Annotated in this window: 10 protein-coding genes; 9 read left to right on the top strand and 1 reads right to left on the bottom strand. The window is 32.1% G+C overall.

The window, feature by feature from the left end; translation table 11 throughout:
- Window positions 1-144 precede the first annotated feature (144 nt).
- From P8V03_RS07375 to P8V03_RS07340, 8 genes are all read left to right on the top strand, one after another.
- On the top strand, window positions 145-552 hold the full coding sequence (locus P8V03_RS07375) for an ArsR/SmtB family transcription factor (RefSeq protein ID WP_261672871.1): 408 nt from the start codon (window positions 145-147) through the stop codon (window positions 550-552).
- 124 nt (window positions 553-676) lie between these two features.
- Window positions 677-3,115: a heavy metal translocating P-type ATPase gene (locus P8V03_RS07370; RefSeq protein WP_318797638.1), complete on the top strand. Its 2,439-nt coding sequence runs from the start codon at window positions 677-679 to the stop codon at window positions 3,113-3,115.
- A gap of 298 nt (window positions 3,116-3,413) precedes the next feature.
- Window positions 3,414-4,661 carry a S8 family peptidase gene (locus P8V03_RS07365; RefSeq protein ID WP_318797636.1) on the top strand — a complete coding sequence of 416 codons (1,248 nt, stop codon included), beginning with the start codon at window positions 3,414-3,416 and terminating at the stop codon, window positions 4,659-4,661.
- 112 nt (window positions 4,662-4,773) lie between these two features.
- Entirely contained in the window at window positions 4,774-6,024 is a 1,251-nt protein-coding gene (locus P8V03_RS07360; protein ID WP_318797634.1) for a cysteine desulfurase-like protein, read from the top strand.
- Between the two features lie 418 nt (window positions 6,025-6,442).
- Window positions 6,443-8,686, top strand: coding sequence for a formate C-acetyltransferase (pflB, locus tag P8V03_RS07355; protein ID WP_261672867.1), 2,244 nt, complete (start codon window positions 6,443-6,445; stop codon window positions 8,684-8,686).
- 149 nt (window positions 8,687-8,835) lie between these two features.
- A complete protein-coding gene (pflA, locus tag P8V03_RS07350) occupies window positions 8,836-9,552 on the top strand; it encodes a pyruvate formate-lyase-activating protein (RefSeq protein ID WP_261672866.1) in 717 nt (238 codons plus the stop codon).
- Window positions 9,553-10,013: 461 nt separating this feature from the next.
- On the top strand, window positions 10,014-12,023 hold the full coding sequence (locus P8V03_RS07345; protein ID WP_318797631.1) for a methyl-accepting chemotaxis protein: 2,010 nt from the start codon (window positions 10,014-10,016) through the stop codon (window positions 12,021-12,023).
- A 582-nt stretch (window positions 12,024-12,605) separates the two neighbouring features.
- The gene (locus P8V03_RS07340; RefSeq protein ID WP_261672864.1) at window positions 12,606-14,609 is read left to right on the top strand and encodes a fructose-1,6-bisphosphatase; all 2,004 of its coding nucleotides are present in this window, start codon (window positions 12,606-12,608) and stop codon (window positions 14,607-14,609) included.
- A gap of 75 nt (window positions 14,610-14,684) precedes the next feature.
- On the opposite strand, the gene cls is transcribed toward P8V03_RS07340, so the two are convergent.
- Entirely contained in the window at window positions 14,685-16,109 is a 1,425-nt protein-coding gene (cls, locus tag P8V03_RS07335; RefSeq protein WP_261672863.1) for a cardiolipin synthase, read from the bottom strand.
- A gap of 552 nt (window positions 16,110-16,661) precedes the next feature.
- On the opposite strand from cls, the gene P8V03_RS07330 reads away from it, so the two are divergent.
- Window positions 16,662-17,111, top strand: coding sequence for an OsmC family protein (locus tag P8V03_RS07330; protein WP_261672862.1), 450 nt, complete (start codon window positions 16,662-16,664; stop codon window positions 17,109-17,111).
- The last annotated feature ends 9 nt before the right edge of the window (window positions 17,112-17,120 follow it).

The raw sequence follows: 17,120 nt of genomic DNA, 5'->3' as shown, positions 1-17,120 counted from the left end.
AATAATGCAGATGTCAATATTTATTAATATAAAATATCTTTATAAGGAGTCACAAAAACCCTATATCTTAATATAATATTATTAAGCAAATATGGTAAATCTAGTTGACAGATACAACATAAATGGTATACTATACTTAAACATATGAATATATGTTCAAATATAAAGAAAAAGGTGATAAAGGTGATTATTTTTGAAAATAATATAGATGTTTGCAATTGTAATGTAATACATGAAGATATAGTGCAAGAGGTAAGAAGTAATATACCTAAGGAAGAAACTCTCTACAGTTTATCAGAGTTGTTTAAAGTTTTAGGTGAACCTACTAGAGTTAAAATTTTATATGCTTTACTTAATGCGGAAATGTGTGTATGTGATATTGCGGCATTATTCAATATGACTCAATCTGCTATATCTCACCAACTTAGAATTCTAAAGCAATCAAGACTTGTAAAGTATAGAAGAGAAGGTAAGATTGTTTATTACTCTTTAGATGATGAACATGTTAAGCAAATATTTGATCAAGGATTAGTTCATATAAGCGAAAAATAATAAATTTGCATTTTATCCAATATATGTTAATCTAAAAATAATGAATTAGGATCAAGTGTAATATTCATTGAAATTTAAAAGTAACCTCAGACTATTAAATTTAATATTTTAAGGGGGAAATAATATGGATACTAATGTTAAAGAAAAGGGAGTGACTGGTGGAAATCTTATAACAGTAGTTAAAAAGAAACCGGGAAAGCTCAAAAAAGAATTAATATTAGAGGGGTTATGCTGTGCAAACTGTGCAGCTAAAATTGAGCAGAAGGTTGGACAGTTAAATGGAGTAGCCAGTGCCTCTATGAACTTTATTACAAAAACTTTAGCGGTAGAATTAGAAGAAATAAACAAGATGGACGAATTTATAGCAGCAGCAAAAAGTATCATAAATAAAATAGAACCGGATGTAGTGGTTAGAGAAAAAGTAACAGACAAGAGCGTTAAGACAGTATTAATATTAGAAGGATTGTGTTGTGCAAACTGTGCAGCTAAAATTGAAAGAGAAACGGAAAAGATACTTGGTGTACAAGCAGCCACAGTAGACTTTGTATCTAAAAAGTTAATTATAGATATAATAGATACTAATAGAAGAGATGAAATTTTTCATGAAGTAACAAAGATTGTAAATAGAATAGAGCCAGATGTAAAAGTGATTATAGGGGAGCAGGGTAAAACTAAAAGCTTAGAAAGTCATCAGCATACTCATGAACATGGAGGTGTGGACAAAGACGATTTTGTAAAATTTGCATTAGGCGCTGCTGCCTTCGGAATAGCTACAGTTTTAAACTTTTCCTTTTGGATAGAGTTTACCCTATACCTGGTAAGTTATTTATTAATAGGAGGAGAGGTATTAATAAAAGCAATCAAAAATATAGGTAGAGGGCAAATTTTTGATGAGAATTTCTTAATGTGTATAGCGACCATAGGAGCCTTTGCAATTAAACAATTTCCAGAAGCTGTAGCGGTTATGATGTTTTATCAAATAGGCGAGTTTTTTCAGGACTTAGCAGTGGATCGATCTAGAAAATCTATATCTGAACTGATGAATATTAGACCAGACTTTGCAAATGTGAAAGTTGGACAGAGTATAAAAAGGGTAGCACCAGAAGAAGTTAAGGTGGGAGATTTTATTTTGGTAAAGCCTGGTGAGAAGATTCCCTTGGATGGTAAGGTAGTTGAAGGAAGTTCTATGCTTGATACATCAGCCTTAACCGGTGAGTCTCTTCCTAGAGAAGTTCAATCTGGAGATAATGTGCTAGGCGGTTTTATAAATAAGAATGGACTTTTAACTATTAAAATAACTAAAGAGTTTGGGGAGTCAACAGTAGCTAAAATACTAGACTTAGTACAAAACGCAAGTAGTAAAAAAGCACCAACGGAGAGTTTCATAACTAAATTCGCAAGATATTATACACCAGCAGTTGTAATACTTGCAGCAGCTTTAGCTTTCTTACCACCATTATTTATAACTGGAGCAACCTTTTCAGAATGGTTGTATAGAGCATTAGTTTTTCTAGTGGTTTCCTGCCCTTGTGCTTTAGTTGTTTCGATTCCTCTTGGGTTCTTTGGAGGAATAGGTGGAGCATCTAAAAATGGTATTCTTGTAAAAGGTGGAAACTACTTGGAAGCTCTTAATAATGTAGAGACAGTAATATTCGACAAAACTGGTACTTTAACAAAGGGAGTATTTAAAGTTACAGAAATAAAGCCTAAGAGAAATGTTACAAGAGAAGAGTTACTAGAATATGCGGCATATGCAGAAAGTTACTCAAGTCACCCTATTGCAACATCTATATTAAACGCTTATGGTAAAAGAGTGAAAAAAGAGGAAGTTCAAGGTTATAATGAAATTTCAGGCCAAGGAGTGAAAGTAAGATTAAAAGGAAAAGAAATATTAGCAGGAAATTCAAGGTTAATGAAGAGTCAAGGAATTTCATATGATACTACAGAAGTAGTAGGAACAGTAGTTTATCTGGCTGTGGATAGACAATATGCAGGTTATATACTTATCTCTGATGAATTAAAGGAAGATTCAGCAAGGGCAATAGAAGCTTTAAGAGCTGTTGGAGTTAAGAAGACTGTAATGCTTACTGGCGACAATAAGATTGCCGCAGAGAAGATAGCTAGCGGCTTAGGTCTTGACGAAGTGTATTCAGAACTTTTACCAAATCAAAAGGTTGAGAAATTAGAAAAACTAGATAGAGAAAAATCCTCTAAGAGTAAGCTGATATTTGTAGGAGATGGAATTAATGACGCTCCTGTACTTGCAAGGGCGGATATAGGAATAGCTATGGGAGGAATAGGTTCTGATGCGGCTATAGAAGCGGCAGATGTAGTAATTATGACAGATGAGCCTTCTAAAATAGCTACTGCAATTAAAATAGCTAAGAGGACAAAAAGCATAGTATGGCAGAATATAATATTTGCATTGGGAGTTAAGGCTATAATACTAGTTTTAGGAGCTTTAGGTGTGGCTACTATGTGGGAAGCCGTATTCGGAGATGTAGGAGTGGCATTGATAGCAGTGCTAAATGCAATGAGAGCAATGAAGATAGATAGGGCCTAAAAATTACAAGTGTAAATTAAATCATTAATAAATACAGAAAATTAAAGAGAAAAATAGATTAAATAAAACAGAGTCAAAGAAGTCTCTATGGAAGCGCAAAATTCCGTAGAGACTTTTTTCTGTAATAAGCTTTAAATTTATCAGTTGGAAAATATCACATTAAATTTTTGTAAAAGAGCATTTTTGTAACAGAACATACACAATGGGGTGATATAATTAGAAAATAAGTTTAGCTGAGGAAAATTTAAATACTTATCACTATAATTTGGAGTTATCATTTATTGAAGGGAGAATATTTATGGTATCTAGGAAGGTTTTAGCGTTAGTATCACTGGCGGTTTTAATAGTTGGAGGCAATTTTCTAACTTGGGAACCTGAAGCACTAAATAGTAATGGTATAAATAATACAAACATAAATAAAACTGTACAGGCTTTCTATCATAGTGGTGTTAATACAGGAAATATAAAAAAAGATTTGCCTAGTGGTAAAAATTATATAGATGCATCAGGGCGATATAATAATAAACAAGATATGAAAAGACAGTTAAGAGGTAGGGAAATTAGGAGAGTACAAGGACAAAATCCAGTAGGAATAGTTGAGCCGATAAAAAGGACTCCTGTAAATAAAAATTCTGGCATTACCGATATAGCTTTAAACACTGATTCCGCTGTAAATGATCCGGGATATAAGTATGAATGGGCTGTGACTTTAACAGAGGCAAATAAGTCATGGGCTTTAATTAACCAACAGCGACAAATTAAAGTTGCAGTAGTAGACACAGGAGTTGATTATACTCATAATGATTTAAAGAATAGAGTTCTTACGGATTTGGGGTATAATTTTATTGATAATAACAAAAATGTAATGGATGATAATGGACATGGAACTCATGTATCTGGAATTATTGCAGCAGAGGCCAATAATAATGAAGGTATAACAGGGATAGTAGGAGCATTGGATGTAAAGATTATACCTATAAAGGTCCTAGATGCACAGGGAGAAGGAGAGGCAGATGTGGTTGCTAAAGGAATTAAATATGCTGCAGATAACGGTGCAGATATTATAAACCTAAGCTTTGGTACTGAAGGTGAAAGCAGGGTTATTGAAAGTGCTATAGCATATGCCAAAGAAAAAGGAGTATTTATTGTAGTTGCTGCAGGTAATGACAATTCAGATGCTGATTTATACACTCCTGCTGGAGATGATAAAGATGTTTATACAGTATCTGCTATAAGTCAACAGTATAAAAAAGCTAGTTTTTCTAATTATGGAACGTCAATTGATGCTGCTGCACCGGGAGTTAAAATAATAAGTACTGTACCTAATGGGTATGCAGTTTGGGATGGTACCAGTATGGCTGCACCTATAGTATCTGGAATCTCTGCATTAGTTAAAGCACAAAACCCTAATTTGACACCGGATGAAATTGCTGAGGTTTTAAATAGTACTACAACAGATATATTAACAACAGGGGAAGATTTACAGTCTGGTCATGGCTTAGTCAATGCTTATAAAGCTGTAAATAAGGTGAAATCCAATTTTTAAAAAGTTTTAGAAAGTTGGAATGTTCATTGAAAAAAAATCATAATGATATAGTACTCAAAGTACTAATTAAGATGCTCTCAATCAAAGCTATTCAAAGGAGGCATACGAAACAATGCTTGTAAGTCATTCCTATACTTTTCCTGTAAGCGAAATACGCAAACAGTTTCCGGCTTTAAGAAGAATCTATAATGGTAAACTGGCTGTTTATTTAGACGGACCTGGAGGTTCACAGGTAGTTGACACTTCAATTCAAGCAATATCAAACTATATGTCTAGTGGTAGTGCAAATCTTCATGGTCAGTTCCCAACTAGTAGAGAAACAGAAGAATTAATAAGAGAAGCAAAGGAAGCAATTGCAGATATGTTTGGAGCAAAGTCGAAGGAAGTGGCCTTTGGAGCAAATGCTACAAGTTTAGAGTTCTCAATTTCTAGGGCTCTTGGGCGCAATTGGCGAAAAGGAGATGAGATAGTTCTTTGTGAGTCAGATCATAGAGCAAACGTAGATCCTTGGTTAGCTATTGCAAAGGAAAAAGGAATGATAGTAAATTGGTTAAAAGTAAATAAGGATACTCTTACTTTAGATTTTACTACTCTTGGTTCTATTATAACGGATAAAACTCGTCTTATAGCCATAGGACTTGCTTCCAATGCTGTAGGCACAATAAATGAAGTTCAAATAGTATCATCTCGTGCAAGAGCAGTTAACGCTATTGTAGTAGTGGATGCTGTTCATGCCGCACCCCATTTTTCAATTAATCGTGATGAGTTAGGAGCAGATATTTTACTATGTTCAGCTTATAAATTCTTTGGACCACATATAGGTATAGCAGTAATTAAAGAAAATCTATTCAAAAGCTTAAACTCCTATAAGTTAGAACCAGCTCCATCTTATATTCCTGATAAATTAGAAACTGGTACTCAAAGTCATGAAGGAATAGCCGGCATAAAGCCAGCTATTGAATTTATAGCATCTCTTGGCACAGGAGAAACACGGAGAGAAAAAATAATATCAGGCTTTAAAAAAATAGAAGATTACGAGAATAGATTAGCTAGTAAGATTAGAAAAAGATTAAGTAAATTAGAAAGAGTAACTTTATACCAGGCCCCTGAGTGGGCTGGAAAAACTCCCACTATTGCCTTTACAATAGACGGGATGTCTTCAAAGGAAGTATGCAGAATAATGTCAGAAGAATATTCTATATTTGCTGGAGATGGGCATTTTTATGCAACTACCTTAGCCGAAAAGCTTAATGTAAATAAAACAGAAGGTTGGATTAGGGTAGGAATTGCGCCTTATAACAGTGAAGAGGAAGTAGATTTATTTATTAATGCAGTAAGAACATTAGTTAGTCAACTGCAGTAAAACACTAATAAGAACCCATTTCTTAAAAGACGTTAGGAAATGGGTTCTTATTTTGCTAAAAGAATATTACGTGGATAATTTATTTTTTGAAATAAGTATTATTTTTTAATAGTTTGTAATGAAATATGTAAAATTAAATATAATAAAAGAATTAATGTCATATAATGAGGACAAATTTAAAGAGATAGAATAGAAAAATTCAGACTAATACAGAAGATTATAAAAAAGTAATACAGCTTATCGAACTGTGGTGAATTGCATTATAAAATCTTAAAAATAAACAAAAAAACTATTGATACAGATTTCAAAATAGTATATAATAGACTCATAAGATAAGAAAAAGTCGTAATTGATTAAAGTATAAATGAAGGAATTAAAATAGGGATAATTCATTTATAGAATTAAGGAGTGAATGCAGATGATAAAACAATGGATGGGTTTTAATGAAGGTAAATGGACAGAAGAAATAAATGTTAGAGACTTTATACAAAAGAACTATAAAGTATATGAAGGAGACAAAAGTTTTTTAGCATCTCCTACAGAAAAAACTAAGAAGGTTTGGGAGCAGGCAGAAACGCTTATAATAGAAGAAATTAAAAAAGGTGTTATGGATGTTGAAACTAGTAGGTTTTCTGGTATAAACAGTTTCGAGCCAGGATACCTTGATAGAGAAAATGAAGTAATAGTTGGTTTTCAAACAGACGCCCCTTTAAAGAGAATAATGAACCCATATGGTGGAATGAGAATGGTAGAACAATCTCTTGAAGCTTATGGATTTAAGATGGATGAAGAGTTAAATAAGAATTTTAAAAAGTACAGAAAAACTCACAACGAAGGAGTTTTTGATGCTTATACAGAAGAAACAAGAAAGGCAAGAACAGTAGGACTACTTACAGGACTTCCAGACGCTTATGGAAGAGGAAGAATAATAGGCGACTATAGAAGAATAGCTCTTTATGGAATAGACTTCTTAATAGCTCAAAAGAAAAAAGATTTAAAAGAATTAAAAGGTTCATCAGAAGAAATTATAAGACTTAGAGAAGAAGTGAATATGCAAATCCGTGCTATGGTAGAATTAAAGGAAATGGCTGCGTCATACGGATTTGATATATCAAGCCCAGCTGAAAATGCTAGAGAAGCAGTTCAATTCTTATACTTTGGATATTTAGCTGCAGTTAAGGAAAATAATGGAGCTGCAATGTCTCTTGGAAGAAATACTACTTTCCTAGATATATTTATCGAGAGAGACCTTGAAAGTGGAATTATTTCAGAAGAAGAAGCTCAAGAAATAATTGACCAATTTGTTATAAAGTTAAGAATGGTAAGACATTTAAGAACTCCAGAATATAACGACCTATTTGCAGGAGATCCTAACTGGATAACAGAATCAATTGGAGGAGTAGGAGTAAATGGAAAGCCGCTTGTTACTAAAACAGCTTTTAGATTCCTACACACTTTAACTAATTTAACACCAGCACCAGAACCAAACATGACGGTACTATGGTCAGAAAAGTTACCAGCTAACTTCAAGAAGTACTGTGCAGAAATGTCTATAAAAACTGATGCTATTCAGTACGAAAATGATGATATAATGAGACCAATATATGGAGATGATTATGCTATAGCTTGCTGTGTATCTGCTATGGAAGTTGGTAAGAGAATGCAGTTCTTCGGCGCAAGAACAAACCTTGCTAAAGCATTACTTTATGCTATAAATGGTGGAGTTGACGAGAAGAAAAAGGCTAAAGATGGCAGCTTAATCCAAGTTGTACCTGGAATAGATAGAATAACTGATGAAGTTCTAGATTTTGATAAGGTAATGAAAAACTACAACAAAGTTATGGAATACGTAGCTGAGTTATATGTAGATACAATGAATACAATTCACTATATGCATGATAAATATGCTTATGAAGCAGGACAAATGGCTTTACATGACACAGATATCAAGAGATTTATGGCATTTGGTATAGCAGGATTATCTGTTGCAGCAGACTCACTAAGTGCTATAAAGTATGCTAAGGTTACACCTGTAAGAAACGAAGAGGGAATAGCTGTTGACTTTAACATAGAAGGAGATTTCCCTAAGTTTGGAAATGATGATGATAGAGTAGATGACCTAGCTGTAGAGGTTACAAAGAAATTCTCTACTGAACTTAAGAAGCATAAAACTTATAGAGATGCAGAACATTCACTTTCTGTTCTTACAATAACATCTAACGTAGTATATGGTAAGAAAACTGGATCAACTCCAGATGGAAGAAAAGCAGGAGAAGCTTTTGCTCCAGGAGCTAACCCTATGCACGGAAGAGATGAGAATGGAGCCTTAGCATCACTTAACTCAGTAGCTAAAATACCTTACAGAGAGTACTGCCAAGATGGAGTTTCAAACACATTCTCCATAATACCAGATGCTCTTGGAAAAGATGAAGAAAGTAGAATAAATAACCTTGTAAATATGATGGATGGATATTTCGGACAAGCTGCTTTCCATTTAAATGTTAATGTTCTTAGAAGAGAAACATTAGAAGATGCTATGGAGCATCCAGAAAAATATCCAACTTTAACAATAAGAGTTTCAGGATATGCTGTTCACTTTAACAGACTAACTAAAGAACAGCAAAGAGAAGTTATAAGCAGAACATTCCATGGAACAATGTAGTTAGTATATTGTAGTATCCCCTATAATTATATAACATCATGGATGGGCCCGTTGTTTTAATGCAGCGGGCTAAAGTTTTAGCTAACGATAGATTTAGTTTTGCTAAGAAAACTTTCGAATTTTAAATTTTACAAAGGGAGGATAATAAAATGACACTAGGAAGAATACATTCCTTTGAGAGTATGGGTTTAGTAGATGGGCCTGGAATTAGAACTGTAGTGTTTATGCAGGGCTGTGCTTTAAGATGTTCCTACTGCCACAATCCAGATACATGGATCTTTGCTGGAGGAACAGAGATAACACCACAGGAATTAGTGAAAAAGATTATAAGATTTAAACCTTATTTTAAGGATGGTGGCGGAGTAACATTTTCAGGTGGAGATCCTTTAATGCAGCCGGATTTTTTAGTAGAAACATTAAAACTATGCAAGGATGCGGGAATCCATACTACCATAGACACCGCAGGCTATGGTAGAGGAGGGTATGAGGAAATATTAAAATATATAGATTTAGTTCTCCTTGATATAAAGCATGTTACTGACGAAGGTTATAAAGACTTAACTGGAGCTAGTAAAAGAGGTTTTGATGAGTTTTTGGACGCTGTGCAAAAGGCAGGTACCAAGCTTTGGATAAGACATGTAATAGTACCAGGTATAACGGATTCTAAAGAGCATATTTTAAAATTAGCTGGAATGATAAGAAATATAAAAAATGTTGAAAAGATAGAACTTCTTCCATATCATACTTTAGGTGTTGACAAGTATAAAAAACTTGGCATAGAGTACAAATTGGAGAATGTAGAGACTATGGATGAAGAAGACTTGAAAGAGTTAGAAAATACTTTAAAAGAAGAGTTAAATAATTAAGTGGAATAATAATAAAGGGCTTTGGTAATCCCCTAAGTTAAGAAGAGCTGTTCAACTGAAGAGCTCTTTTTGCTTTGGGAAAAATAGTTTTATATAGACAGTTTATTTGCTGATTACGAGATCTGATATATTTTAAAAATTTAATACATAAAAATAAATAGTTAAATAATAGTGATTTTCTCTTTGAACTGTGCTAAAATCTATTTGTAAAAATGTAATATTTTATTATAAAATGTTGAAGAAAATATTTTCTTAGTGATGTTAGTTAACTAATGAAGAGACTGAACTAAAGGCTCTCTAGAGAAAATGTTATCAAAATAAGGAACTATAAAATTTTAAGTTTTAATAAGATTACAAATAAAGTTTACCATCTACAAAATTAAAATTGTCTGTAAAATATTAAAAAAAGCTAATTTTTTACGACAATTAAAGTATAATTAAACTTTGAAAGGAAGAACTTTATGAAAAAAAATATATCCATAAAATTAAAGATTTTAACAGTGCCTTTAACTATAATGTTTATAGTTATAGCTATAATAGCTACAGTAGCTATTACTATCGCTAGAGGCAAAATAATAGGCCAAATGCAGAATGATGGGGCAAATATGGCAAATCAATTGGCAAGCGAATTTGGGAAAAACAGTGCTGCTATAGATACTTTAAATGAGTCTATAGACACTAGAATAAAAACTTTAGGAAATTTCATTGTAACTAACTCTAATAGCGTAAATAATGAATATTTACTAGCTATAGCAAAGCAATTTGAAGTTGATGAAATAAACATTGTAGATTCTAGTAGAAAGATAGTTTATTCAAATTTACAACCTAATATAGGATTCGTATTTGACGATAAGCATATCTCTAACTCAGTGCTAAAGAATGAGAAAAGCGAGCTTATGGAAGCTATAAGAAAAAGCTCTGTAGGTGACAACTACTATAAATATGGTTATATAGCAAACCAAAATGGTGGAATGGTTCAAATAGGAGTACTTGCAAATAAAGTTCAAAAATTAAGTGAAAATCTACAGCTGCAAACTTTAATTCAAGATTTAACTAAGGATAAAAATATAGTGTATGCATTATTTATAGATAAAAACTTAAAAGCTGTAGCTCATAGTGAAAAGGATAGAATTGGAATATCACTCAATGATGAAGGAAGTAAAAAAGCAGCAGTAGAAGGAAAGACACATTCTTCAACTTTCCTTTATAAAGATAAGGTAAAAGTATATGATGTATTAGTTCCAGTTTATAAAAATGGTGCTCATATAGGAGCTATAGATATAGGGTTGTCTCTAGAAAACGTAACCAAGACTGTATATAATACAGTAATGTTAATTTCAGCCATTGCATTAGCTGCTTTTATAATATCCTCATTAATTATGATGAAAATATCTAGGGGAATAATAGATCCGCTTTTGAAACTAGTACAAGTATCAAAGAAGATATCTGAGGGGGATTTTGATAATGAGATATCTATTCAAAGTAATGATGAAATAGGGGTACTGGCATTAAGTTTTAGGAATATGTCAGATAGTCTTAAAAAAACCATGGGAATGATAAAAATGCAAAGTGCCAATGTAAATGATATGGCACAAAGTCTAAATATGAATGCAGAGCATATGAGTGGTGCTGCAAGTGAAGTTGCAGGAGCAATTCAGGAGGTAACTAAGGGAGCAGAAGAGCAGGCCAATGCTCTAGTTGAGGTTGCTAATCATATGTCTAGTCTATCTGATGAACTAGAAAATATAGAAAGAAAAATATCCATAGTAAAAGAAAGCTCAGATGCTACTGGAGATAAGGCGGCAGCTGGAAAAGATCAAATTGATATTTTGTTAAAATCAATTCAAGATATAAAGCTATCCTTTGAAATGGTGGTGGATAAGGTTAACAGCTTGAATACCAGTGTGTCAAAGGTGGGAAATATAACAGAGGTAATAAATGGAATATCAGAACAAACAAATCTTTTAGCTCTTAATGCGGCGATAGAAGCGGCAAGGGCAGGAGAATCAGGCAAGGGGTTTGCGGTGGTAGCAGAGGAAGTAAGAAGACTCGCTGAACAATCAAAAGGGTCCACTGAAGAAATACAAAGATTAATTTATTCAATAAGCAGTGAAACTGGAGAGGTAATAACAACGTCAAATGATGTTAAAAGCTTGGTGGAAAACCAGGTTAACATTGTAAAGAACACAATTATATCTTTCGACGATATGATTAAGGCTGTATCCAATATAACACCATTGGTAAATGACTCTTATGTATCTCTAGAAAAAACTATGAAATCCAAAGAATTAGTTTTAAGTAAAATAGAAGAAGTAACTTCAGTAGCAGAAGAAACGTCTGCGGCTTCAGAGGAAATTTCAGCATCTTCTCAGGAAATGATGGCAAGCACTGAGGAAGTTTCTAAATTTACATTTAAGCTAAATGATGTAGTAAAGCAGCTTAATGATGAGACAGATAAATTTAATATATAAATACTGAAATAACAGCTGATTCATTAGTATGAATCAGCTGTTTAACTAGCTTCTAATCCTAAATACATTTGGTTCTTTAGAATTATATTATAGTTACTTATAAGCTAAAAGCTTTCAAAGCAAAGATAATAATATTTCCAATATAGAAATTTTGAAGATTATAATAAGTTGAAAATAAGATCTTTCAAAATTATTATAATCTCTATTTTTATAAGATTAAAATTCGATATTTTAAAGGGGTTGAGAAATAACAATACATATTTAGGGGGAGAGTCCTAAATAAGCTGGATTAGAAACTATAAGAAGCAATAAACATTACTTCCTATAATTATTATAGCATATGAAGATTTAAAATCAACGCTTGTTTTAGAATATTTAGAAAATTCAAAGAAAGGAAAGCTGCAAAGTTAAATCAACATGCAACCTATATGCTAGGTAAGCAAAAATTAAATTGTTTTTATATGCACGTATATGTTATACTAATTGTATAATATGTATTATAAAGTATACTAAATGTTTGGGAAAATTAAATAAAGTATATCATTAATTTAGTGTAATAATGCTTTAAAGGAGATAAACAATATGATTTTCTATGATGAAAATAATTTGGATTTAATAGAAAAAGATTTAAGATATTTGCAATTATTATCTAAGCAATATCCAACAATTTCAGTTGCTAGTACGGAAATAATTAACCTTCAGGCGATTTTAAACTTGCCCAAAGGAACAGAGCATTTTATGACTGATGTTCATGGTGAATATGAGTCCTTTACCCATATGCTTAGAAATGCTTCAGGTGTGATAAAAAGAAAGATTGACGATGTGTTTGGAAATTCACTTAGGGAAGAGCAAAAGTCTAGTCTTGCAACATTAATTTACTATCCAGAACAAAAGTTAGAGCTGATTAAGCAAACGGAAACTAATCTTGAGGACTGGTATAAAATAACTCTTTATCAACTAATTGATTTGTGCAAAAATATATGTTCAAAATATACTCGTTCGAAAGTTAGAAAGGCTTTAACTCAAGATTTTGCATATATAATTGAAGAGTTGCTTCATGAACATGATGATAGAGTGGATAAACAGGCGTACTATAATGGTATTATAAAAACTATAATCGATATAGATAGAGCAGGAGAATTTATCATTGCTATATCTAACGTTATACAAAGATTAGTAGTAGATAGATTACACATTATAGGAGATATATATGACAGGGGACCTGGTGCTGAAATAATAATGGATGCATTAATGGATCATCACTCAGTAGATATACAGTGGGGAAATCATGATTTATTATGGATGGGAGCTGCAGCTGGCTGTGAGGCTTGTATCTGTAATGTACTTAGAATATCCCTTAGATATGCGAACCTCAGAACTATTGAAGATGGATATGGCATTAATCTACTACCTTTAGCTACCTTTGCTATGGAGTTTTACAATGATGATTCCTGCAAGGGCTTTGTATCTAAAACATTAGACAAGAATGTAAGTGAAAATGAATTAAATCTTCTTGCTAAGATGCATAAGGCTATTTCTTTGCTTCAATTTAAAGTAGAAGGTCATATTATTAAAAGGCATCCAGAGTTTCAAATGGATGACAGATTGCTTTTAGATAAAATAAATGTGGAAACCGAAGAAATCCAGTTATACGGAAAAAATTATAAACTTAATGATATAGTGTTTCCAACTGTTGATTGGAGCGATCCTTATAAGTTAACTGAGAGAGAAGAAGATTTACTTAAAAAGCTAACAGCATCTTTTGTTAACAGTGAAAAATTACAGAGACATATTAAGTTTTTATATAGTAAAGGAAGTATGTATTTAACTTATAATTCTAATCTTTTATTCCATGGATGTATACCTTTAAAAGAAGATGGAAGCTTTAAAGAAGTAAAAATAGGAACTATAAAATATAGTGGTAAGGCACTTTTGGATAGAATTGACAGGGTTGCAAGAGATTCCTATTTCTTCAAAGATGACATTAAATTGAAGAAATACGGAATGGACATGATGTGGTATTTATGGTGTGGACCAGATTCACCTGTATTTGGGAAGAAGAGAATGACTACCTTTGAAAGATATTTCATTGACGATAAATCCACTCATTATGAGGAAAAAGATTATTATTATAAGTATAGAGATAATGAACAGGTATGCAAGAATATTTTATCTGAGTTTAATCTTAATCCTAATACTTCCCATATTATTAATGGACATATTCCTGTAAAAACTAAGGAAGGGGAGAGTCCTATTAAAGCAAATGGACGGCTTCTTGTTATTGATGGGGGCTTTTGTAAAGCTTATCAACCACAAACAGGGATTGCAGGATATACACTAATTTATAATTCCTATGGTCTGTTGCTTACATCCCACGAACCATTTGCAGCTATTAAAAGGGCGGTTCAAGAGGACAAGGATATCATCTCCTCTACTAGAATATTAGAACATGTAGTTGCACGAAAGAGAGTTGCAGATACTGATGTAGGAGTAGGCTTAAGAGAAAGAGTAGCTGATTTAGAAAAGCTTTTAATAGCTTATAGAAAAGGACTTATTAAAGAAGGTAGTGAGGAAATAGTATCATAAAAGCAGTTTTATGCGATACAAAAATTTGAAGCACTGAACACTGGTGCTTCAAATTTTTGTGTCCCATAATACTTCTTATAATAGTGATGAAAACATTCTGCAGAAGGCTTCAAAGGCTTTTGTAATTGGAGAAAGATTGTTAAAAAAGTCTTCTGTTATCCTTTTGCTTCTTTTCAAGTCCTCAAAAAATAAATTTTCCAGTTCTTCTGTAGTTTCCTCATCGTAAATTACAGCGTTGATTTCATAGTTTAATACATAGCTTCTTATATCCATATTAGCAGTGCCTATTGTACATATCTTTCCATCTATAGAAGTAGTTTTCCCGTGGATAAATCCATTATAGTCATAAAAATATATCTTTACCCCATTTCTAGCTAAATCTTCTAGATATGTTCTTGAAGCATAATGAACTAGGAGGTGATCATATTTTCCAGGAAATAAAATATGAACACTAACGCCGCTTAGTACAGCAATTTTTAAAGCATTTAAGATGCTTTCACTTGGGATAAAATAAGGAGTTGTTATATAAATATGGTCCTGTGCCATACTTATCATTTTTAAAACTGCCTGCTCGATTGCTGGAAATTCTGAATCAGGTCCACTTTTTACTAATTGCATTAGTTTTCCGTTGCCATACTTGGTTTGGGGAAAAAAATCTTCGAAATTGTCTCCGTAGGAAAACTCTTCCTTATTGGCTGACTTTATAGTTGCAAAATCATCTAAAAATACTGCTTGAAGACCATAGGCGAAATCACCTTTTACCATAATGTGAGTGTCTCTCCAGTATCCAAATTTACTTTTTCCTATATACTCATCTCCTATATTTATACCTCCAACAAAGCCAACCTGGCCATCTATTACTACAATTTTTCTATGGTTTCGATAATTAATTTGAGTATTAATATACCTAAGCAAAGGTGCTAAGAAATAAGAGTATTGAACTATATCTACTCCCGCTTCTTTAAGTTCTGTGATGTAGGATTTTTTTAACTTTATACAGCCTACTCTATCAAATATTAATCTTACTTTCACTCCTTCTAAAGATTTCTTTATAAGAATTTCTTTTATTTCACTACCTATACCATCACTTTTTACAATATAGTATTCCATATGAATATGATTTTTAGCTTTTAACAGTTCTTCCTTTAATGATTCGAATTTTTCTGTACCATCTTTAAAGATTTTGATACTATTGTCTTTAAAAAGAGGGGACTCACTGTTTTTTGAGAGTAATTCGATTAAAGTAGTGTAACTGTTATTTTTTACATTTTTTATTGCCTCATAGATTAGTCTTTCCACATTTATATTGGTTTCATTATGAAGTTTATGCTTTTTCCAGTTTCGTCCTAGGAATATATATAGAAAAAAACCTATAGGAGGAAATAAAATAAAAACTAGCAGCCAAGCAATAGTTTTTTCTGGATTTTTCCTTTCTAATATAATTATAAATATAGATACTATTGCGTTAATTAAAAATAACCAATAGAGAGTAGTTTTCAACTTATTTCCACCTCCTTACAGTTATAATTTTTTATATTTGATTTTTAAGTTTCACGTAGTTAACTTCTTGAAGAATTTTATTTAATTAATAAAATTCTTTCTTAATTATAACATATTTAGAAAAGTTAAATAGGTACCAAGTAATTTTTATAAGAATAAAACAGTATTAGCTATTTTACCCACTAGTATATGAAATTACTCACATTAGTATAATAGTTTAAAATGGGAGCATTAAGAGTAAAGTTTTTTAATAACTATTATAAAAAAAGGGTTTTCACGGAATATATAGAATATTTTATTTGTAAAGTAAAATTTAGTTATAGTTTAATTGAAAGGGTGAGTTTTATGGACTTTGATAAAATATTATACTATGGTGCCACACCTACCTTTGTATTATTGTTTATTTTTTTGGCCTATGCCCTAGTAAAAAATTTGAAAAATAATAAAAAGCAATAAAGGTGGCACTATTGTAAATATGTTGCATTAATAAAAGGTATTTAAATGCTCATAATAAATTAAGAAAGTTAATTATGAGCTAGGAGTGATTTGAATATGCCACCATTAACATTGAAAGCAAAGGCTATCAGTTTATATAACAGTACAACAGTAAAATGTGAAAGTAGAGGATTTACTTTTACTCTTCAACAATCAGAAGAGAATCCGGAAAAAAATTATGCTATGAATCCTATGGAAGCGTTACTTTGTGCTTTAGGAGGATGTCAAGTTATCACAACAATTAACTATGCTAAAAAGCATAATATTGATTTAGAAGGCGTTTCAGTTGAATTGGAAGGAGAATTTGATACTGATGGTATACTTGGAATAAAGGATGTAAGATCAGGGTATAGCGGAATAAGTTGTAGGTTACTGTTAGATACTAATGAAAGCTCCAGAAAAATTGATAGTTTAATTAAAACTTTGCAAGAAAAGGCACCAGTAGTAGACACCATTAATAATCCGGTAAAACTACAGATAGAAGCAGTTACAATGTCTAAACATTAACGGTATTAA

It is taken from the genome of Clostridium tanneri (assembly GCF_033659955.1).
Lineage (GTDB): Bacteria > Bacillota > Clostridia > Clostridiales > Clostridiaceae > Clostridium_AM > Clostridium_AM tanneri.
Note: the sequence above shows the minus strand (reverse complement) of the source record. Positions and strands in the feature narration are given on the sequence as shown.